The 19968-nt window shown below is 70.8% G+C and carries 16 protein-coding genes; 8 read left to right on the top strand and 8 right to left on the bottom strand.

The window, feature by feature from the left end; genetic code table 11:
* Positions 1 to 8: 8 nt before the first annotated feature.
* The 5 genes from ACQEV8_RS31365 to ACQEV8_RS31345 all read right to left on the bottom strand — a co-directional run bounded on the left by ACQEV8_RS31365 (position 9) and on the right by ACQEV8_RS31345 (position 3560).
* Complete coding sequence (locus ACQEV8_RS31365; protein WP_432966897.1) at positions 9 to 230, bottom strand: hypothetical protein; 222 nt, start codon at positions 228 to 230, stop codon at positions 9 to 11.
* Positions 221 to 772: a hypothetical protein gene (locus tag ACQEV8_RS31360; protein ID WP_432966895.1), complete on the bottom strand. Its 552-nt coding sequence runs from the start codon at positions 770 to 772 to the stop codon at positions 221 to 223. The genes ACQEV8_RS31365 and ACQEV8_RS31360 overlap by 10 nt, the downstream gene beginning before the upstream one ends.
* 169 nt (positions 773 to 941) lie before the next feature.
* A complete protein-coding gene (gltX, locus tag ACQEV8_RS31355; RefSeq protein WP_432966893.1) occupies positions 942 to 2426 on the bottom strand; it encodes a glutamate--tRNA ligase in 1485 nt (494 codons plus the stop codon).
* The gene (locus ACQEV8_RS31350) at positions 2419 to 3195 is read right to left on the bottom strand and encodes a fumarylacetoacetate hydrolase family protein (RefSeq protein ID WP_432966891.1); all 777 of its coding nucleotides are present in this window, start codon (positions 3193 to 3195) and stop codon (positions 2419 to 2421) included. Before ACQEV8_RS31350 ends, gltX begins: the two co-directional genes overlap by 8 nt.
* A gap of 173 nt (positions 3196 to 3368) precedes the next feature.
* A complete protein-coding gene (locus ACQEV8_RS31345; protein ID WP_432966889.1) occupies positions 3369 to 3560 on the bottom strand; it encodes a hypothetical protein in 192 nt (63 codons plus the stop codon).
* Between the two features lie 600 nt (positions 3561 to 4160).
* On the opposite strand from ACQEV8_RS31345, the gene ACQEV8_RS31340 reads away from it, so the two are divergent.
* From ACQEV8_RS31340 to ACQEV8_RS31305, 8 genes are all read left to right on the top strand, one after another.
* Positions 4161 to 8054 carry a nitrate- and nitrite sensing domain-containing protein gene (locus ACQEV8_RS31340; protein ID WP_432966887.1) on the top strand — a complete coding sequence of 1298 codons (3894 nt, stop codon included), beginning with the start codon at positions 4161 to 4163 and terminating at the stop codon, positions 8052 to 8054.
* A 9-nt stretch (positions 8055 to 8063) separates the two neighbouring features.
* Complete coding sequence (locus ACQEV8_RS31335; protein ID WP_030667329.1) at positions 8064 to 8477, top strand: roadblock/LC7 domain-containing protein; 414 nt, start codon at positions 8064 to 8066, stop codon at positions 8475 to 8477.
* Between the two features lie 111 nt (positions 8478 to 8588).
* Complete coding sequence (locus ACQEV8_RS31330) at positions 8589 to 8984, top strand: DUF742 domain-containing protein (RefSeq protein WP_053668780.1); 396 nt, start codon at positions 8589 to 8591, stop codon at positions 8982 to 8984.
* Positions 8965 to 9540 carry a GTP-binding protein gene (locus ACQEV8_RS31325; RefSeq protein ID WP_104781463.1) on the top strand — a complete coding sequence of 192 codons (576 nt, stop codon included), beginning with the start codon at positions 8965 to 8967 and terminating at the stop codon, positions 9538 to 9540. Before ACQEV8_RS31330 ends, ACQEV8_RS31325 begins: the two co-directional genes overlap by 20 nt.
* 377 nt (positions 9541 to 9917) lie before the next feature.
* Entirely contained in the window at positions 9918 to 13244 is a 3327-nt protein-coding gene (locus ACQEV8_RS31320) for a nitrate- and nitrite sensing domain-containing protein (RefSeq protein WP_432966883.1), read from the top strand.
* 10 nt (positions 13245 to 13254) lie between these two features.
* The gene (locus ACQEV8_RS31315) at positions 13255 to 13668 is read left to right on the top strand and encodes a roadblock/LC7 domain-containing protein (RefSeq protein ID WP_003993185.1); all 414 of its coding nucleotides are present in this window, start codon (positions 13255 to 13257) and stop codon (positions 13666 to 13668) included.
* Positions 13669 to 13762: 94 nt separating this feature from the next.
* Entirely contained in the window at positions 13763 to 14341 is a 579-nt protein-coding gene (locus ACQEV8_RS31310) for a DUF742 domain-containing protein (protein WP_184598587.1), read from the top strand.
* The gene (locus tag ACQEV8_RS31305) at positions 14322 to 14903 is read left to right on the top strand and encodes a GTP-binding protein (protein WP_009314218.1); all 582 of its coding nucleotides are present in this window, start codon (positions 14322 to 14324) and stop codon (positions 14901 to 14903) included. The genes ACQEV8_RS31310 and ACQEV8_RS31305 overlap by 20 nt, the downstream gene beginning before the upstream one ends.
* 205 nt (positions 14904 to 15108) lie before the next feature.
* On the opposite strand, the gene ACQEV8_RS31300 is transcribed toward ACQEV8_RS31305, so the two are convergent.
* The 3 genes from ACQEV8_RS31300 to ACQEV8_RS31290 form a co-directional block, all read right to left on the bottom strand.
* Positions 15109 to 15303, bottom strand: coding sequence for an acyl-CoA carboxylase subunit epsilon (locus tag ACQEV8_RS31300; RefSeq protein ID WP_391102602.1), 195 nt, complete (start codon positions 15301 to 15303; stop codon positions 15109 to 15111).
* Positions 15304 to 15338: 35 nt separating this feature from the next.
* Positions 15339 to 16922, bottom strand: a complete 1584-nt coding sequence (locus tag ACQEV8_RS31295; RefSeq protein ID WP_432966880.1) for an acyl-CoA carboxylase subunit beta — start codon at positions 16920 to 16922, stop codon at positions 15339 to 15341.
* 154 nt (positions 16923 to 17076) lie between these two features.
* Positions 17077 to 19455, bottom strand: coding sequence for a polysaccharide lyase 8 family protein (locus ACQEV8_RS31290; protein ID WP_432966878.1), 2379 nt, complete (start codon positions 19453 to 19455; stop codon positions 17077 to 17079).
* Positions 19456 to 19968 lie beyond the last annotated feature (513 nt).

The following is a 19968-nucleotide window of genomic DNA, read 5'->3' as shown; positions in this document are numbered from 1 at the left end:
GCCCAGGGTCATCGTGCCGGAGACCGTGAGGTCCGGCCCCTGGCCGTCGCGGGGGTGGGCGCCGAGCCTCCAGGTGTAGCCGCCGGACGGGCCCCGGCGCCGGTGTCGGTGGTGCCGTCCCAGGCGGGGCGTACGGCGGCGCCGGTGGAGGTGCCGGTCAGGGTGCGGACGACCGTGCCGGAGGCGGTGGTCAGGGTCAGGGTCCAGGTGGACGGCTTGTTCAGCAGCACGTGACGATCGCGAGCCGGCTGACCGAGCCGCCGGTGCGGTAGAGGACGGGCCGGGCGCCGGCGGGGAAGCCGGTGACCGGGGTGTCCACGGTGAGGGTGCCGTCGACGGTGCGCAGCACGTGCAGGGCGCCGGTGCCGTCCATGGTCAGCACGCTCCAGCCCGCGGCGGCCCGGTAGGCCTGGCCGGAGGGGATCGTGACGGTGGCGGTGACGCCCGTGGAGCGGTGCCTTTGGGTGACGGTCTGGCCGTCGCGGGTGTTCACGACGTCGGTGCCGCTGGCCAGGTCGTCCGGGTCGGCGTGGGCAGGGGGGACCGAGTCGTCCACCGTGGTGACCGAGGTGGTCCCCGGCCGGTACTGGAAGCCGGAAGCGCCGGCCCACGGGTAGTCGACGGTCACGCGCTTCTCGGTGACGAGCCGCACCGTGCCCACCGGCGCGTCGGCGTCGGGTGCCGCCTGCGCGGGTGCGGCCGGCAGCACGGTGCAGGACAGGGCCACCACCCCGCCGACGGCCGCGTGGACAAGTCTTCGTGAACGGCTCATGTTCCCTCCCCCGGTACCAGGGCGCACACGCACACCGTGTGCACAGGGGGCATCCAACGTCTCCGCAGGGGACGGCAGTTGGCCGGAAGGGTGAACTCCGGGTGACGGCTGGGCGGACACGACGAGGGCGGCGTCCGAAGCGGACGCCGCCCTTGTGGTGGGTGGTGCGTTACGCGGCCAGCTTCGCCAGCGCCGCGTCGATCCGGGCCAGGGTCTGCTCCTTGCCCAGGACCTCCAGGGACTCGAACAGCGGCAGGCCGACCGTGCGGCCGGTGACGGCGACACGGACAGGGGCCTGGGCCTTGCCGAGCTTGAGGCCGTGGGCCTCACCGGCGGCCAGGACGGCCTCCTTCAGCGACTCGGCGGAGGTCCAGTCGGCGGCCTCCAGCTTTTCGCGGGCGGTGCGCAGGAGGGCGTCCGAGCCTTCCTTCATGGCCTTGGTCCAGCTGGCCTCGTCCACCGCCGGCTCCGGCAGGAACAGGAAGTCGACGTTGTCGGTGATCTCGGAGAGCACCTTGAGGCGGGTCTGCGCGTGCGGCGCGATGGCCTGCCACTTCGCCTCGTCGAAGGCCTCCGGGGCCCACGGGGCGAACGGGGCCCGCAGCCAGGGGGCGCAGCGCTCCGTGAAGTCCTTCACGTCCAGCAGGCGGATGTGGTCGCTGTTGATGGCCTCGCACTTCTTCAGGTCGAAGCGGGCCGGGTTGGGGTTCACGTCGGAGATCTCGAACGCCGCGATCATCTCGTCGATCGAGAAGACGTCCTGGTCGGCCGAGAGGGACCAGCCGAGCAGGGAGAGGTAGTTGAGCAGGCCCTCGGGGAGGAAACCGCGCTCCCGGTAGAGGTTGAGGGAGGACTGCGGGTCGCGCTTGGAGAGCTTCTTGTTGCCCTCGCCCATGACGTAGGGCAGGTGGCCGAAGGAGGGGATCTCCTTGGCGATGCCCAGCTCGGCCAGCGCCTTGTACAGGGCGATCTGGCGCGGGGTGGAGGAGAGCAGGTCCTCGCCGCGCAGGACGTGGGTGATCTCCATCAGGGCGTCGTCGACCGGGTTGACCAGCGTGTAGAGCGGGGCGCCGTTGGCGCGGACGAGCCCAAAGTCCGGGACGTTCTCCGGGGTGAAGGTCAGCTCGCCTCGGACCAGGTCCGTGAAGGTGATCGTCTCGTCGGGCATCCGGAAACGGACGATCGGCTCCCGGCCCTGGGCCTGGTACTCCTCGACCTGGGCGTCGGTCAGCTCGCGGCAGTGGCCGTCGTAGCCGGAGGGCTTGCCGGCGGCGCGGGCGGCCTCGCGGCGGGTGTCCAGCTCGTCCTGGGAGCAGTAGCAGCGGTAGGCGTGACCGGCGTCGAGGAGCTTGGCCGCGACGTCCTTGTAGAGGTCCATGCGCTGCGACTGGCGGTACGGCGCGTGCGGGCCGCCGACCTCGGGGCCCTCGTCCCAGTCGAAGCCCAGCCAGCGCATCGAGTCGAGCAGCTGGGTGTACGACTCCTCGGAGTCGCGGGCCGCGTCGGTGTCCTCGATGCGAAAGACCAGGGTGCCCTGGTGGTGCTTGGCGAACGCCCAGTTGAACAGGGCGGTGCGCACCAGGCCCACGTGGGGGTTACCGGTGGGCGACGGACAGAAACGGACGCGTACGGGAGTGCCGGGTGCGCTAGCCACGCTTGACAACCTTGTTGGTGAGAGTGCCGATGCCTTCGATGGTGACGGCGACCTCGTCGCCGACGTTCAGGGGGCCGACCCCAGCCGGAGTGCCCGTGAGGATCACGTCGCCGGGGAGCAGCGTCATGGCCTCGGAGATGTTGACGATCAGGTCCTCGATGGAATGGATCATCTCGCTCGTACGGCCCAGCTGGCGCTGCTGGCCGTTGACCGTGAGCTGGATGGTCAGGTCGCTCGGGTCCAGGTCCGTCTCCACCCAGGGGCCGAGCGGGCAGGAGGAGTCGAAGCCCTTGGCCCGGGCCCACTGCTTCTCGCGCTTCTGGACGTCGCGGGCGGTGATGTCGTTGGCGCAGGTGTAGCCGAAGATCACGTCCCGGACGCGCTCGCGCGGGACCTCGCGGCACATCCGGCCGATGACGACGGCCAGCTCGGCCTCGTGGTGCACCTCCTCGGAGAAGGAGGGGTACTGGATGTCGTCGCCGGGGCCGATCACCGAGGTGGAGGGCTTGAAGAAGGCGAAGGGGGCGTCGGGGACCTCGTTGCCGAGTTCCCTGGCGTGCTCGGCGTAGTTGCGGCCGAAGGCCACCACCTTGTTGGGGAGCACCGGGGGCAGCAGCCTGACCTTGCTCACCGGCACCTTCGTGCCGGAGAGTTCGAAGTCCGCGAACGGGATGCCCTTGATGATGTCCAGGACGAGTTCGTCCTGCTTTTCGCCCTCGATGGCGCCGAAGGCGACGTTCCCGTCGATGGAGAATCTGGCGATGCGCACGAGTTGCTTGGCCCCTTGACTGAAGCGGCTGGAGTCTGACGCTCCAGGCTAACGCGGGCGGGTGTCCGCGCCGTGCTCATGGTGAAGGGCGCCCCCCGCTGTCGGAGGGCGCCCTCGGTGTTCTTGTCCCGCCGCCTTGAGCAGGCGGCGGCCGGTGCGCGTACTACCTGGTGTCACACCGCGGCCGCGGCGGCCGCGACGGGGACCTCGGTGAGGATGGTGCGCTTGGGGTTGGCTGTCTGGGCGGGGAGTTCGACGGTGTGCTCCGGCTGCTCCGGCGTCCGCAGTTCGTCGGCGTCTTCCAAGTGCGCCAGCGTCGTGCGTCGCGGGTTGGCGATCTTGTGGAACATCGTCGTCGTCTTCACTGTTTACTTGACCCTGTCCTGTGACGGCGCCGGGCGGGTCCATGGACCTCGCGCCGGGCGCGGGTTGTCGGTTTTGCCATCTCTGTAAAGCGTCAGGCTAAACATGGGATTCCCGGCCCAATCACTGAGGGACCATGATCAGCATGTGAGTTTCCTCACGAATCAGAGGCCGAATCGGTCAATCCGGACTCATACCCCACCCCCACGAAACGGACATTGCCCCCCTGAAGCCACCATTCCGCTCCTGATCATGGCGACTGGGACACCCGTCACGGCCTGACGACTTGCGGACTTACGTCCGAAATGGACGAACTCATTTTCTACGTCCGGTGATCCGTCCCTCACGTGGTGTCACCTATGTCACGGCCTGGCATACGGGCCTTGTTGGAGATCCTGTGCTGTGCTGGAATCTCACGGACCGCCGCAGGATCGAGCCGGCGCACAGGGGGCGCACCGACGCGCCGAGTGGCGGCGAGAAGGGGGAGCCAGCGCCGGTCACTCACGACCACCACGGGGGCGTACTCAGGGCGTCCCCAGAACGCCGACACCGTGCTCCGCCGCTCGCGCGACGGGGCGCCTGGTCCAGAGGTTGCGACGCTAGTGCAGGGACGTTTCAAGAGGGATGGCAGCGCTTCGGCGGAGCCGGAGCCGCACGGCGGGACTGGCGCCATGAAGGGCGGCCCCGCGCCCCAGCACGCCCAGAACCCGGGCTCGGCCGGCGACGGCGGTGAGCGCTCCGGGCGATCCGGTCCATCGGCCCCCGCGGGTGCCGGGAACCCGTCCGCGGCGCTGAAGCCGCCGACGGGCCCCACCGGCCCCGGCCCGCGAATAGCCCTGCGTAACTGGCGCATCTCCACCCGGCTGGTCTCGCTGCTCGCTCTCCCGGTGGTCGCGGCCACCTCGCTCGGCGCGCTGCGTATCAACCAGTCCATGGACGACATCCAGCAGCTCGACAACATGAAGCTGCTGACAGACATGACCAAGCAGGCCACCGAGCTGTCGGCCGCGCTCCAGGAGGAGCGCGACCAGTCGGCCGGCCCGCTCGCGCACGGCGGCAAGGCGACCGACTTCACGGTCAAGGGCCTTCGTGAGAAGACCGACCGGGCGAGGAAGAACTTCCTCGACAGTTCCGAGCAGATCGACAGCGCCAGCAAGGACGGCAACCTCAAGGGCGTCCGCGAGTACCTCATCCAGCTCGCCGGCGAGCTGGGCGACCTGGAGCAGATCCGCAAGGGCGCCTACGCCTCCGAGGGCAACTCCACGCAGACGATCGAGGCGTACCACCGTCTGATCGAGAACCTGATCGACCTCTCCCAGGACATGGCCGAGGCGACCAGCAACCCGGACATGATCCAGCGCACCCGCGCCCTGGCGGCCTTCTCCTCCGCCAAGGAGTACTCCTCGATCCAGCGCGCGGCCCTCGCGGCGGCGCTGCCGGCGAGCAACACCACGACCGGCAAGCTCTCGCCCAACGACCGGCTCTACGCCGAGTCGTCCCTGGAGAGCCAGAAGTCCGAGATCCGCAGCTTCAAGAGCATCTACGGCGAGGACACCGCCGCCGAGCTGCTGAAGCCGATCGAGGACGGCGGCAACTCCACGATCAAGGCCACCGACACCTACGCCGGCCGTGCCCTGGTCTCCGCGAGCGGTCTCGCCCAGCAGGACAAGCGGTCCTACCGCGACTGGCTGGACGACAGCTCCACCAAGATCCAGCAGATGAAGAACATCGAGCACACGCTGCTCGAGGAGATGGAACAGAAGGCCCGCGAGCTGCGCAGCGCCACCGAGCGCGACGCGATCATCTCCGGTGCGCTCATCCTGATCGTGCTCGGTGTGTCGCTGGTCGGCGCCTTCGTCGTGGCCCGCTCCATGATCCGCTCGCTGCGCCGCCTGGAGGAGACCGCGACCAAGGTCGCCTCCGACCGGCTGCCCGAGCTGGTCAAGCAGCTGTCCGAGTCCGACCCGCAGGACGTCGACACGTCCGTGGAGTCGGTCGGTGTGCACTCCCGGGACGAGATCGGCCGGGTGGCCGCGGCGTTCGACGACGTGCACCGCGAGGCGGTCCGCCTCGCCGCCGAGCAGGCCCTGCTGCGGGGCAACGTCAACGCGATGTTCACCAACCTCTCGCGCCGCTCCCAGGGTCTGATCCAGCGCCAGCTGTCGCTCATCTCCGAGCTGGAGTCCCGCGAGGCCGACCCGGACCAGCTGTCCTCGCTGTTCAAGCTCGACCACCTCGCGACGCGCATGCGCCGTAACGGTGAGAACCTCCTCGTCCTCGCGGGTGAGGAGCCCGGCCGCCGCTGGACCCGCCCGGTCCCCCTGGTCGACGTGCTCCGCGCCGCCGCGTCCGAGGTGGAGCAGTACGAGCGCATCGAGCTGGCCTCGGTGCCGACCACCGAAGTGGCCGGCCGGGTCGTCAACGACCTCGTGCACCTGCTCGCCGAGCTGCTCGAGAACGCGACCTCGTTCTCCTCGCCGCAGACCAAGGTCAAGGTCACCGGTCACGCACTGCCCGACGGCCGTGTGCTGATCGAGATCCACGACACGGGTATCGGTCTGTCGCCGGAGGACCTGGCCGCGATCAACGAGCGGCTCGCCTCTCCCCCGACGGTGGACGTCTCCGTCTCCCGCCGCATGGGTCTGTTCGTGGTCGGCCGTCTGTCGCAGCGGCACGGCATCCGCATCCAGCTGCGCCCCTCCGACTCCGGTGGTACGACCGCGCTGGTCATGCTGCCCGTCGATGTCGCCCAGGGCGGCAGGAAGCCCCAGCCCAAGCAGCCCGGCCAGCCGCCGCTCGGCGGCGGTGGTCCGGCCGCCGCGCAGGCCGCCGCCGGTGTGGCCGCGGCCCGGCGTGGCGCCGGTGCCGGTGCCGGCCAGGGCGGTGGCGCCCTCGCGGCGGGTCCCTCCGGTGGCGGTGCCTTCGGTACCGGCGCGTCCGGTGCCGGTGCGTCCGGCGCGGGACGGCTCGGTCCGGGGCAGAGCCCGCGGGCCGCGCTGCCCGGGCGGGACGCGGACGGCGGCCGTCCGGGAGCACCGGGTGGAGCACGCGGACCCCAGGGTCCCGAGAAGTCCCCGTCGTTGTTCGACCAAGGTGCTCCCTCCGTGCCGCCGCAGGGCCGTCCGGCTCCGGCCGGCGCCGGGTACGGGCAGACCCCGGGCGCCCCGCAGGGCCTGCAGGCCGCGGGCACGAACGGGCCGCAGGGCCAGGACGCCTTCGGCGGCGGCCGTGGCCAGCAGCGCCCGGGCGGCAACAGCGAGCAGGGCCAGGGCCGTCGGCCGCAGCTGCCGCCGCGCGGCGGTCCGCGTGCCGAGCTGCCCGGTGGCGACCCGCAGCCGCGCGTGCCGAGCTGGAGCGACGAGAACGCCCAGCCGCCGGTGCCGCGTGCCTCGCTGGACGCCCCGCGTGGTCACGAGGAGCCGGACGTCTCCCGTACGTCCCAGATGCCGCGGATCGACGACCGCCAGGGCCCAGGCGCCACCGCGGAGATCCCGGCCGTGCCGCGTGACGGCGACCGGCAGGGCCCCGGCTCGCCGGCCGACTTCGGCCTGGGCGGCCCTCAGCACTCGGACCAGTTCGCCACCGGCACGAACGGATCGCAGGACCCCGGCCAGTTCGTCCGCCCGGACGTCTTCGGGTCTCCGGCCGGCCACCGCGACCCGTCGTCCACGACGGGCCAGTACCCGGCCCCGCAGGCCCCGCAGTCCTACGACAACGGCTCCACGGGCCAGTACCCGGCGCAGCGCCAGGACAACAACGGCAGCCAGTACCCCGCACCGCGCCAGGACAACGGCTCGACCGGCCAGTACCCGGCACCCCGCCAGGACAACGGCAGCACCGGCCAGTACCCGGCGCCACGCCAGGACAACGGCTCGGGTCGGCACACCCTCCCCGGTCCGGCCACCCCGGCCGACCCCGGTGGCACGGGCCAGTTCGCGCGGCCGCAGGTCAACGGCGGCCGGGGCCCGGCGGACTTCGGCGCCCCGCGGCCGCCCGCCCCGCAGGCCCGGCCCGCCCGGCAGGAGCCCGAGGCCCTGCCGCCGGCGTCCGGTCCGGGCGACGGGCGTACGCCGCTGTACGACACACTGGAGACCAACTGGTTCCACGGCCAGCAGGAGCAGCAGCCGCAGAACAACGGCTCGGCTCCGGCCCCGCAGCAACCGCAGGGACCCACCGGTCCGCAGCGGTCCTCCGCCCCCGCCGGCTGGCGCAGTTCACCGAACGACGACCTCGGCCGCCAGGCCGAGCGCGTGCGCCAGCCCGCCGCGGGCGGTGTCACCACCTCCGGCCTGCCGCGCCGTGTGCCCCGGGCGAACCTCGTCGCGGGCACGGCCCAGCAGCAACCGGCGCAGCAGAGCGGTCCGCAGATCTCCCGGGCGCCCGATGACGTCCGGGGCCGGCTGACCAATCTCCGCCGCGGTATCGCACAGGGTCGTCAGGCCGGGTCCACTCAGACCGGCAGCTTCCCTCGACCCTCTCACCAGCAGGAGCTTTAGTTGAGTCCGATGAGCCAGGCGGCACAGAACCTCAACTGGTTGATCACCAACTTCGTGGACAACACCCCCGGGGTGTCCCACACCGTCGTCGTGTCCGCCGACGGTCTCCTCCTGGCGATGTCGGAGGGCTTCCCGCGCGATCGCGCGGACCAGCTCGCGGCCGTCGCCTCGGGCCTGACGTCCCTGACGGCGGGCGCCTCCCGGATCTTCGAGGGGGGCGACGTCGCGCAGACGGTCGTGGAGATGGAGCGGGGGTTCCTGTTCCTGATGTCCGTATCCGACGGCTCGTCGCTGGCCGTCCTGGCACACCCCGATTGCGACATCGGCCTCGTCGGCTACGAGATGGCGCTCCTGGTCGACCGCGCGGGCGCGGTCCTCACCCCGGACCTGCGAGCTGAGCTCCAAGGCAGTCTGCTCCACTGATCGGCCCCGGCACCACCCGTCTCACCACATCACCGTCCGGCCGCCACACACCCCACACAGGCCCCGTCAGACGGCTCGACTGACCGACTTGCTGTCCCGTCCGGAGGACCCATGACCCCGCCCCCCGCCTCTCATGATCCGTACGCGGAGCCGTACGAGGACGAGGGCGACCAGCCGCTGGTACGGCCTTACGCCATGACCGGCGGCCGGACGCGGCCGCGCTACCAGCTGGCCATCGAGGCTCTGATCAGCACGACCGCGGACCCCGCTGCGCTCATGGGGCTGCTGCCGGAGCACCAGCGCATCTGCCACCTGTGCCGTGAGGTGAAGTCGGTCGCCGAGGTCTCGGCGCTGCTCAACATGCCGCTGGGTGTGGCCAGGATCCTCGTCGCGGACCTCGCGGAGGCCGGTCTCGTCGCGATCCACCAGCCGGGCGGCGACGACGCCACCGGCGCGCCGGACGTGACACTGCTCGAAAGGGTGCTCAGTGGACTTCGCAAGCTCTGACGCGGGTCGTTCCACCACCTCCGCGAAGATCGTGGTGGCGGGCGGCTTCGGCGTGGGCAAGACCACGTTCGTCGGCGCCGTCTCGGAGATCAACCCGCTGCGCACGGAGGCCGTCATGACCTCCGCCAGCGCGGGGATCGACGACCTGACCCACACCGGGGACAAGACCACCACCACGGTGGCCATGGACTTCGGCCGTATCACCCTGGACCAGGACCTGATCCTGTACCTCTTCGGTACGCCGGGCCAGGACCGCTTCTGGTTCATGTGGGACGACCTGGTGCGCGGCGCCATCGGCGCGGTGGTCCTGGTGGACACGCGGCGTCTGGCCGACTGCTTCCCGGCCGTCGACTACTTCGAGAACAGCGGCCTGCCCTTCGTCGTCGCGCTGAACGGCTTCGACGGCCAGCAGCCCTACCAGCCCGAGGAGGTGCGCGAGGCGTTGCAGATCGGGCCGGACACCCCGATCATCACGACGGACGCCCGCCACCGGGCCGATGCGAAGAGTGCCCTGATCACGCTGGTCGAGCACGCTTTGATGGCACGGCTGAGGTAGCACCCAATTCAAGAGCGCCATACGGCAGTTGTCGTAGATGCACCGGAGCCGGCTGTGTCCTTTGACACGGTCGGCCAAGGTGTTCATAACGTTTCGGCAGAGGAATCGGGTGGTACGGCCACGCGTCGCGCACAACCGGTCTCGCTGCGCGCACAATCGCCCCGCCTTTTGGCGGGGCTCGCTCTTTATGACCGTTTTATCTGGGGCTTACATCACTCTGAATCCGCCCCCCGGACTGTTTGGAAGAGCGCAGGTCGTCGTGCTGGAATGCCTGAACTGCCCAATAGTCAACGACGCACTCGTCCGTCGATGGCTTGTTGGGCGCTGAGACACTGCGGCACAACGTTGGTGCCGACCGCCGAGAGGTTGTTGGTCGAGTGAGGCGAAGCAAGAACAGTCCCGAGCCGTCGGCCCGGGGCAACTTCACCCCGCCGCCGCGCACAGCGGCGCCCGCCCCCGTGCCCGGTTCGGAGCCGACGGCCGCGCCTGCCGAGAGCAGCGGCCGTCTCTCCCCGCGCAACTGGCGCGTGGCGACCAGGCTCAACGCGATCCTGCTCATACCCGTGCTGGTCGGCCTCGTCATGGGCGGCTTCCAGGTGAAGAGCTCGATCGACACCTGGCAGGAGGCCGAGGACGCGCAGAACACCGCGCGCCTGGTGCGGGCCTCCCTGCTGTACGCCAACGCCCTCTACAACGAGCGCGACAGCTCGGCGGCACCCCTGTTGAAGGGGAGCGCTCAGACGGCCCAGGACAAGGCGGCCGTCACCCAGGTCCGCAAGGCCACCGACGAGGCCGCCGACGCTTTCGACACGGCGGCCCAGAGCATGCCGGCCAAGCCCGGCCTCGAGCGCCGTCTGAAGCTGTTCCGCGAGGCGGAGCCGAAGCTGCAGACCCTGCGCCAGGTCGCGTACACCTCCAAGCTCAAGGGTGTGCAGACCGAGGAGGGCTACGTCGAGGTCGCCCACCCGCTGACGGAGTTCGCCAACGAGCTGGGCCTCGGCACCGGCAACATCACCAGCTACGGCCGGACCGTGTACGCCATCGAGCTCACCAAGGCGGCCCTGTCGCTGCAGCGCTCGATCGGCATGCACATCCTGGTCAAGCCCGGCCCGGACGACGGCAACCTGGCCAGCCAGCGCATCGCCCTGTCCTCGTACGCCTACCTCGAGCGCATCGCCGTCGAGGAGTACATCGGCGGCGGTACCGAGCAGGACGCGGCAAAGCTCGAGACCGCCGAGGCCAAGATCAAGGCCGACGGTGCCGCGATGGCCCGGGAGGCCAAGGCCAAGAACCCGGACTACGTCCCCCCGCCGGCCAACCCGACGACGATGGTCTCGGCCGTCGCGACGCTCCCGAGCACCGACCCGAGCGCCCGCGCCGCACTCGCCGAGAAGGGCGTCACCGCCGAGAACTGGTGGGCGGTCAACACCCTCAAGTTCAACGCGTACGAGAAGATCGAGGCGGACATGGCCGACAAGGCCGTGAGCGAAGCCTCCGACATCGCCGACGACGCCCAGCGTGACGCCTACATCACCGGTGCCGCCGTCGTGGTCGCCCTGCTCCTGGCCTTCATCCTGGCCGGCGCGGTGGCCCGCCAGATGAGCCGCTCGATGCGCCAGCTGCGCAACGCCGCCTTCGGCATCGCCGAGCAGCGTCTGCCGATGCTGGTCGACCAGCTCTCGCGCACCGACCCCGGCCGCGTCGACACCCGTGTCCAGGCCATCCCGATCTCCACCACGGACGAGATCGGCGAAGTCGCCCGCGCCTTCGACCAGGTCCACCGCGAGGCCGTCCGGCTCGCCGCCGAGCAGGCCCTGCTGCGGGGCAACATCAACGCGATCTTCACCAACCTGTCGCGCCGCAACCAGTCGCTGATCGAGGGCCAGCTGACCCTGATCACCGAACTGGAGAACAACGAGGCCGACCCGGACCAGCTGGAGAACCTCTTCCGGCTGGACCACCTCGCGACCCGTATGCGCCGCAACGGCGAGAACCTCCTGGTCCTCGCCGGCGAGGAGCCCGGCCGCCGCTGGGACCAGCCGGTGCCGCTGGTCGACGTGCTGCGCGCCGCCTCCTCCGAGGTGGAGCAGTACGAGCGCATCGAGCTGTCCGGTGTCCCGGAGGCCGAGATCCACGGCCGTGCCGTGACCGACCTCGTGCACCTGCTCGCCGAGCTGCTGGAGAACGCCACGACGTTCTCCTCCCCGCAGACCAAGGTTCGCGTGACCGCCACCCGTCTCCCCGACGGCCGGGTCATGATCGAGATCCACGACAAGGGCATCGGCCTCACCGCCGAGGACTTCGCGGACATCAACCACAAGCTGGCCAACCCGCCGACCGTGGACGCCGCGATCTCGCAGCGCATGGGCCTCTTCGTGGTCGGCCGGCTGTCCGACCGGCACGGCATCCGCGTCCAGCTGCGCCCCTCGGGCGAGCAGGCCGGAACGACCTCGCTGGTCATGCTGCCCGACGCGATCACGCACGGCGGTGGCGGCGAGCAGCACGTGGACCGCGACGAGTTCACCGTCTCGCAGATCATCCCCGAGCAGAACTTCGGCGGCGAGAGCTTCAACCAGCAGCCCATGCGCACGGCCGCGGAACTCGGCTTCGACGACAGCCGCTACTCCGAGGTCCCGGACGACATACGTGAGCTGGACCCCGTCGGCCGTTCCCTGATGCGCGAGGAGCGCAGGGCGGCCCTGGAGGCCCAGTCGCACGAACAGCCCGCCCTGCCCGGGCGGAACCCGCAGGACCCCGACGAGGGGCACGCGTACCCCGAGGAGTACAACGGGCAGCAGGGCTACGACACCGGCCAGGCCTACGACACGGGCCAGACCGGCTACCCCCAGCAGCAGCCCTCCGCGTACGACCGTCAGGCGACCTACGAGGGCCGGCAGGCGCAGTACGAGGAGCAGCGGCACACGGCGTACGAGGAGCCGCAGCAGCCTGCGTACGGCGAGCAGTACTACGCGCCGAACGGCGGCATGCCGCAGAACGACACCTTCTCGCCGAACGGCGGCTACCCTGAGCCCTCCTATGCGGAGCCGACCCAGGAGGAGCCCTCGGCGCAGGGTGCGGGCGTGCCCGAGAGCTTCCCCGCCTTCGATCAGCGCCGTCACCAGGACGACTGGCCGCAGCAGGACGGTTACCAGAACGGCTATCCGAGCCAGTACCCTACTCAGGCCCAGGAAACGGAATCCGCGCAGGCCGCTGACGCAAGTGAGCAGGACCGCGTAGGCTTCGACCGTCCGGGACCGGCCCACTCCGCCGCCCACTCGCTGACCGACTCGGGGCTTCCGCGCCGCGGATCCGCCGCGAGCGGTGCGAACGGCACGGGCGGTGCCCGGCAGGCGAGCCAGGAGCCTCCGGCCTCCACCCCGGAGAGCAACGGCGACCGCGACTGGCGCTCGGCGAACGACGAGCGGTGGCAGCAGGCTTCGCAGCTCCGGAAGCCCAGGGCGGGCGGGGTCACCTCCTCCGGCCTGCCGAGGCGGGTCCCCAAGGCCAATCTGATCGAGGGGGCCGCCGAGAACACCCCCCAGGGAGGCCCCCAGGTCTCCCGCGCCCCGGAGGACGTCCGGGGCAGGCTGAGCAACCTGCGTCGCGGCGTGGAACGCGGACGCAACGCAGGCAGTGAAACGAACGGCCAGGCCACGTGGAATCCGCACGGTGGTCCTGACAGCACCTACAACCAGGAGCGTTAGTGTGAGCCCGATGAGCCAGGCGGCACAGAACCTGAACTGGTTGATCACCAACTTCGTGGACAACACCCCGGGGGTGTCCCACACGGTGGTGGTCTCCGCCGACGGACTCCTTCTGGCTATGTCCGAAGGCTTCCCCCGCGACCGCGCCGACCAGCTCGCGGCCGTCGCTTCCGGTCTGACGTCACTGACGGCGGGCGCCTCCCGGATCTTCGAGGGAGGCGCCGTGAACCAGACGGTTGTGGAGATGGAGCGGGGATTCCTCTTCATCATGTCCGTATCCGACGGTTCGTCTCTCGCGGTTCTCGCACATCCGGAGGCGGACATCGGTCTCATCGGGTACGAGATGGCACTGCTGGTCGACCGAGCCGGTACGGTCCTGACACCGGACCTTCGTGCGGAGCTCCAGGGGAGCCTGCTCAACTAACGGACGGACGGTGCGTTTTGGCGTCCCGTGGCCGTAAGGTTTCGAGACGCGGCTCCACAGCGATGGGTGCCAGGCACAGTCGGAGGAGGAGAAAGTGGCAACACCCCCAGGCGGTTCGTCTTCGGGCAACTGGTCGTACGGCCCTGCCCAGGGCCAGAACGACGGTGCGCAGAACCCGAACCGTTACAACTTCCCCTCCACACCGAGCCACCGGCAGCCGTACGCGCCGCAGGGCCCCGGCCCTTCGCCGTACGACCAGCCGCCGGCCCCGCGTATCCAGCCTGTGCAGCCGCAGCGCCGCACCCCCGAGCCTGCGCCCGCCGGGGCGTCGAACAACCCGCTGGTGCGTCCGTACGCCATGACCGGTGGCCGGACCCGCCCGCGTTACCAGCTCGCCATCGAGGCGCTGGTGCACACCACTGCGCAGCCGCACCAGATGCAGGGCCAGTTGCCCGAGCATCAGCGGATCTGCAACCTCTGCCGGGAAATCAAGTCGGTCGCCGAGATCTCGGCGCTCCTCACGATCCCTCTCGGCGTGGCCAGGATCCTCGTCGCCGACTTGGCGGAGGCGGGACTGGTCGCCATCCATCAGCCCGGCGGCGACGAGAACGCCGGCGGCCAGCCAGACGTGACACTGCTCGAAAGGGTGCTCAGTGGACTTCGCAAGCTCTAGCGGCGGTCCTTCCCGCTCCACCACATCAGCGAAGATCGTGGTGGCGGGTGGCTTCGGCGTGGGCAAGACCACGTTCGTCGGGGCCGTCTCGGAGATCAACCCGCTGCGTACCGAGGCCGTCATGACGTCAGCTTCGGCCGGCATCGACGACCTCACCCACACCGGGGACAAGACGACCACCACGGTCGCCATGGACTTCGGCCGTATCACCCTGGACCAGGACCTGATCCTGTACCTCTTCGGTACGCCCGGTCAGGACCGCTTCTGGTTCATGTGGGACGACCTGGTGCGCGGCGCCATCGGCGCGATCGTCCTGGTGGACACGCGGCGTCTGGCCGACTGCTTCCCGGCCGTCGACTACTTCGAGAACTCGGGTCTGCCGTTCGTGATCGCGCTGAACGGGTTCGACGGGCAGCAGCCGTACAACCCGGACGAGGTGCGGGAGGCTCTGCAGATCGGGCCTGACACGCCGATCATCACGACGGATGCGCGGCATCGGGCCGATGCGAAGTCCGCGTTGATCACGCTGGTCGAGCATGCGTTGATGGCCCGCTTGCGGTAGCTGCGGTTCCTGGGCTGCCCCTGGCGGTTCGTTGCCGACCGCGGGTGGTTCGTGGCTTGTCGCGCAGTTCCCCGCGCCCCTGAAGGGGCGCGGGGAACTGCGCTTTTAAGGGGCGCGGGGAACTGCGCGAGAAACCACGACGGGCCCGCAGCCGACGACTATGCGAAAGGGCCCCCTCCTGTCGGAGGGGGCCCTTTCGTGAGGGTCAGCGCCAGCTGTGGGGGGCTCGGAAGCCGGGCTCGCGCTCCAGGCGGCGCCAGCCGGCCTTCACGCGGCCGCGGTGCGTCGGGGTGGGGTCGGTGGGGCGGGCGGCGGCGCGGGCCAGGAGGATCGCCGTGATGGCGGCGACTTCCTCGGGCTCGGCGTGGCCCTTCTCGACGCGGATGTCAGGCAAGTCCATGGGTGTCAGTCTCCGTGAGGAAGATGTCCGCAGGGTTACTGCGGCGGGTTGCCGTGCTTGCGGGACGGCAGGTCCGCGTGCTTGGTCTGGAGCATGGCGAGGGACTTGATCAGCACCTCGCGGGTCTCGGCGGGGTCGATGACGTCGTCGACCAGGCCGCGCTCCGCCGCGTAGTACGGGTGCATCAGCTCGGACTTGTACTCCTTGACCATGCGGGCCCGCATGGCCTCGGGGTCCTCGGCCTCGGCGATCTGGCGGCGGAAGATGACGTTGGCCGCACCCTCCGCGCCCATGACGGCGATCTCGTTCGTCGGCCAGGCGTAGGTGAGGTCGGCACCGATGGACTGGCTGTCCATGACGATGTACGCACCTCCGTAGGCCTTGCGCAGGATCAGCGAGATCCTCGGCACGGTGGCGTTGCAGTAGGCGTAGAGCAGCTTCGCGCCGTGGCGGATGATCCCACCGTGCTCCTGGTCGACGCCGGGCAGGAAGCCGGGTACGTCCAGAAGAGTGATGATCGGGATATTGAAGGCGTCGCACATCTGGACGAAGCGAGCCGCCTTCTCGGAGGCCTCGATGTCCAGGACACCGGCGAGCGCCTGGGGCTGGTTGGCGACGATGCCGACGACCTGGCCGTCCATCCGGCCCAGCGCGCAGATGATGTTCCGCGCCCAGCGCTCGTGGACCTCCAGGTAGTCGCCGTCGTCGACGATCTCCTCGATGACCTTGGCCATGTCGTACGGCCGGTTGCCGTCCGCCGGGACCAGGTCCAGGAGGACGTCCGAGCGGCGGTCGACGGTGTCCGTGGCCTCCGCGCGGGGCGGGTTCTCGCGGTTGTTCTGCGGGAGGAGCGAGAGGAGGTAGCGGACCTCGGCGATGCAGGTCTCTTCGTCGTCGTAGGCGAAGTGGCACACACCGCTGGTCTCGGCGTGGACGTCGGCGCCGCCCAGGCCGTTCTGAGTGATCTCCTCGCCGGTGACCGCCTTGACGACGTCCGGGCCGGTGATGAACATCTGCGAGGTCTCGCGGACCATGAACACGAAGTCCGTCAGGGCGGGGCTGTACGCCGCGCCGCCCGCGCAGGGGCCCAGCATGACGCTGATCTGCGGGATCACGCCCGAGGCCTTGGTGTTGCGCTGGAAGATGCCGCCGTATCCGGCGAGGGCGGAGACGCCCTCCTGGATGCGGGCGCCCGCGCCGTCGTTCAGGGAGACCAGGGGCGCACCGGCCGCGATGGCCATGTCCATGATCTTGTGGATCTTGGTGGCGTGGGCCTCGCCCAGCGCGCCGCCGAAGACGCGGAAGTCATGGGCGTAGACGAAGACCGTCCGGCCCTCCACCGTCCCCCAGCCGGTGATCACACCGTCGGTGTACGGCTTCTTGGCCTCCAGGCCGAAGCCCGTGGCCCGGTGCCGGCGGAGCTGCTCGACCTCGCGGAAGGAATCCGGGTCGAGGAGCAGCTCGATGCGCTCCCGTGCGGTCAGCTTGCCCTTGGCGTGCTGCGCCTTGGTCGCCTTCTCGCTCGGTCCGGCCACCGCCTGCGCACGGATCTCGTGCAGTTCGGCCACGCGTCCGCGCGCGTCGGTCGGCTCACCCGGCGCCTCATCCAAAACGGTCATGTAGTGACCTTACGAAGCCAACCCAGGAAAGCGGGCCGTCGACTCCTCACAGTCTCCGGCGTGTTTTCCTGGTACCCCTGAACAGAACCAGGGCGGAGTGCAGCCAATCCGACTGCTCAGAGGGTGTGCGGCTTGTAGGGGTCACACAAAGACCTCAACCGAGAGTCACCTCACATCGGTGGGTAGCGCATTCCTCCCCCGGGGTGATGCGCAGCCTCAGTCGAGGGCCGGTCGAGAGCACCTCGACGGTCTCGTCCGCGCGGACGACCCGGCGGACCGGGCGGTCCCAGGTGATCTCCAGAGGCTTGCCCGTGCGGGGCGGCTCGCTCGCACAGAGGGTAGCGGTACGGCCCCGCCGGACGGTCAGCACGCTCGCGCCGGCGGAGACGGTGAGCGGGCCCGCCGTGCCGGCCTGCCAGAAGTTCGCGGCCAGGCAGCCGAGGGAGGGCACGGTGACCGCCTGGCAGGTCGCGTCGTTGGCGAGGACCGACAGCCAGTGTCGGTCGGTCGCGCGGCGGGCGACCGCGCGGCGGGACGCCCCGGGCAGGAGGACGTAGGTGTACGTGGCGTCCTGCGGGTCGGTGCCGTGGTCGAGCCAGAGGGTCTGCCAGCGGCGGGTGCGGCGCTCCGCGGTGCTGCCGGTGTTGATGTCGGCCCAGGCGCCGGTGCGGTCCTCGCGTACCGCCTCGGGCTCGCCGTCGAGCAGGACCCAGCCGCCGTGGTCCTCCAGGTGGGCCCAGTTCGGGCCTTTGACGAAGCGCTGGGTGCCCGACTCGCCGAGGTTCCGGTTGTCGACGATCGTCTCCACCGGGACGCCGTCGGCGCAGCTGATCCCGGTGCCGAGGCAGATCACCGCGTCCGCGACGCAGAACCAGGACTTGCGGGCCTGGAGGGTGGAGCCGAGGCCCTTGAGGTGCTGGCCGAGCGCGGCGTACTCGCCGTCGGTGGTGCCGCCGACCCAGCGTGCGTCCGGGCGGGCGGTGCCCCACTCGCCGCCCTCCCGGTCGGCGAGGCGTTTGGTGGAGACGGTGGTGCCGGGCAGGCGGTACCAGTCCACCGTCGGCCAGAACCAGTCCGTGTACTGGTCGCTCTCGCCGGACCACCAGCTGACCATCCCCGCGCCGGTGTGCCAGCCGCGCGGGTTCTCGCCGTTGCCGCACTCGTAGTGGGCGATGCGGTCGCTGGCCATGGCGATGTTCACGGTGAAGCCGGGTCGGCGGTGGACGGCACGGTCCATGGCGGCGAAGAGATGGTGTCCGGTGGGTTCGGGTGCGGCCGGGGTGGGCGAGGCGGCGATGGCGTGCAGCCGGGCGAGGTCGGCGACACCGAACTGGGGCGCCGTCAGGATCGGGGTGACCGTGTCCCGTTCGATCCAGCCCTTGACGCGGGCGTGCCAGCGGTCGCGTTCCGCGGGGCTCGCGGCGGCGGCGAGGACTGCGATGGCCGCGATGAGCTGCTGGCCGTGGAAGTGGTCGCTGCGCATGACCTCGCGGTCGTCGGTGGTGAGGTAGCCGCGGCTGATGGCCCGGCCGTTGACGCTGTCCATGACCAGTCCGTCGTGCAGGAGCGGGGCGTAGGCCTGCTCGACGCTGTCGAGGATGATCTGCCGGTTCGGGTCGGTGACAGCCCAGTCGGATCCGGCGAGCAGGGTGAAGAGCCGGCCGAGACCGTCGAGCATGACCTGTCCGTAGGTGCCCGAGTAGGCGACCCAGGTGTGCTGGACGAAGGAGCCGTCGGCGTAGAGGCCGTCGCCCCGGGTGACGTACGGGAAGACCGGCGAGAGCGCGTCCCGGGCGAGGGCGATCTTGGCCGGGTCGCGGCCGAGGATGCCGCGCAGGGCGACGGAGCGGCACAGGTCGACACGGTTGGCGCCGGTGGAGGTGCCGGTGTAGTCGCCGAGGGCCGAGTCGGGGACGAAGTGGTCGACGGCCGCGCAGGCGGCCCGGACGCGGGATTCGCCCAGTGCGTCGTACAGGGCAGTGATGATGTCGGTGAGCAGGCGGGGGCTGCCGATCTGCCATTCCCACCAGTTGCCGTAGCGGGTGGTGGAGGGGTTGTAGACGGTCGCGGAGAGGTGGTCGAGGCCGCGCAGTACGTCGGCGAGGAGGCCCGGGTCTGCGGTCGAGCCCGTGCCCTGCTGGACGTAGGCCTGGGTCATGGTCCACAGGCGGCCGTAGCTGAGGGTGATGCCGGCCGGTGGGTCGAAGGGGTGCCCGGGCCAGAGGGAGTTCGCCGCCGGGGTCATGGAGGCGCGCAAGCCGCGGGCGAGTTCACCGGTCTCGGCGAGCCGGGCGGCGTACGGCTCCGCGGCCGGGTCGTAGCCGGCGCCGAGGGCGATACCGAGCCAGCGCCGGCGGAGGCTTTCGTACGGGTCCTCGGCTTCGGAGGCATCCGTACCGCGGGGCGTGGGCGCCGCCCCGCCGGTCGCCGCCAGCCCCGCGGCCGCGAGCAGCAGGGCGCGGCGGCTGGGGCGCGGCAGGGGGGCGGCGGCCTTGGCCGTGCGGCGGGGGAAGACACGACGCTGGGGAGTCATGCTCATGCCCTACCACGGAGAGAGGGGCACCTGAACGGGAGGATTCGGCCGGAGTGACCGGGATGGGGGAACGGGGCGTGGAGGGGCAAGCGCGAGCGGTCCCCCGGGGAGGGGGCGGCGTCATGCGGGGCGGCTGGGCGCCGGGGGTGCGGGGGCTGCCGGACGGTGAGCCGGGCGAGCGGTTCGGCGGAGTGCGGGGCCGGGAGGCGGGCTGCGGGAGGGAGGGGCAGCGGGAGGGCTACACCGGAGGGAGGGAGGGCTGGGGACGGAGAGCTGGGGAGGGAGTGGGAAGCCGGGCACGAGCTGGGGAACGCCCACGAACCGGGTGCCAGCCAGGAGCCAGGCACGAGCAGGCGAACGCCCACGAGCCGAGTGCCAGCCAGGAGCCGGGAACGATGCGCGGGCAGGGCTCGGGCGCACGGGCGAGGGCCTCGGCACGGGCCCGAGGGCCCGGCAGGTTCCCGGACTCGAGCCGGCGGCCCCCGTGGCCGCGGCCGGGCAGGTGCCGGGCAC

It is taken from the genome of Streptomyces sp. CA-179760 (assembly GCF_050937045.1).
Taxonomy (GTDB): domain Bacteria; phylum Actinomycetota; class Actinomycetes; order Streptomycetales; family Streptomycetaceae; genus Streptomyces.
Note: the sequence above shows the minus strand (reverse complement) of the source record. Positions and strands in the feature narration are given on the sequence as shown.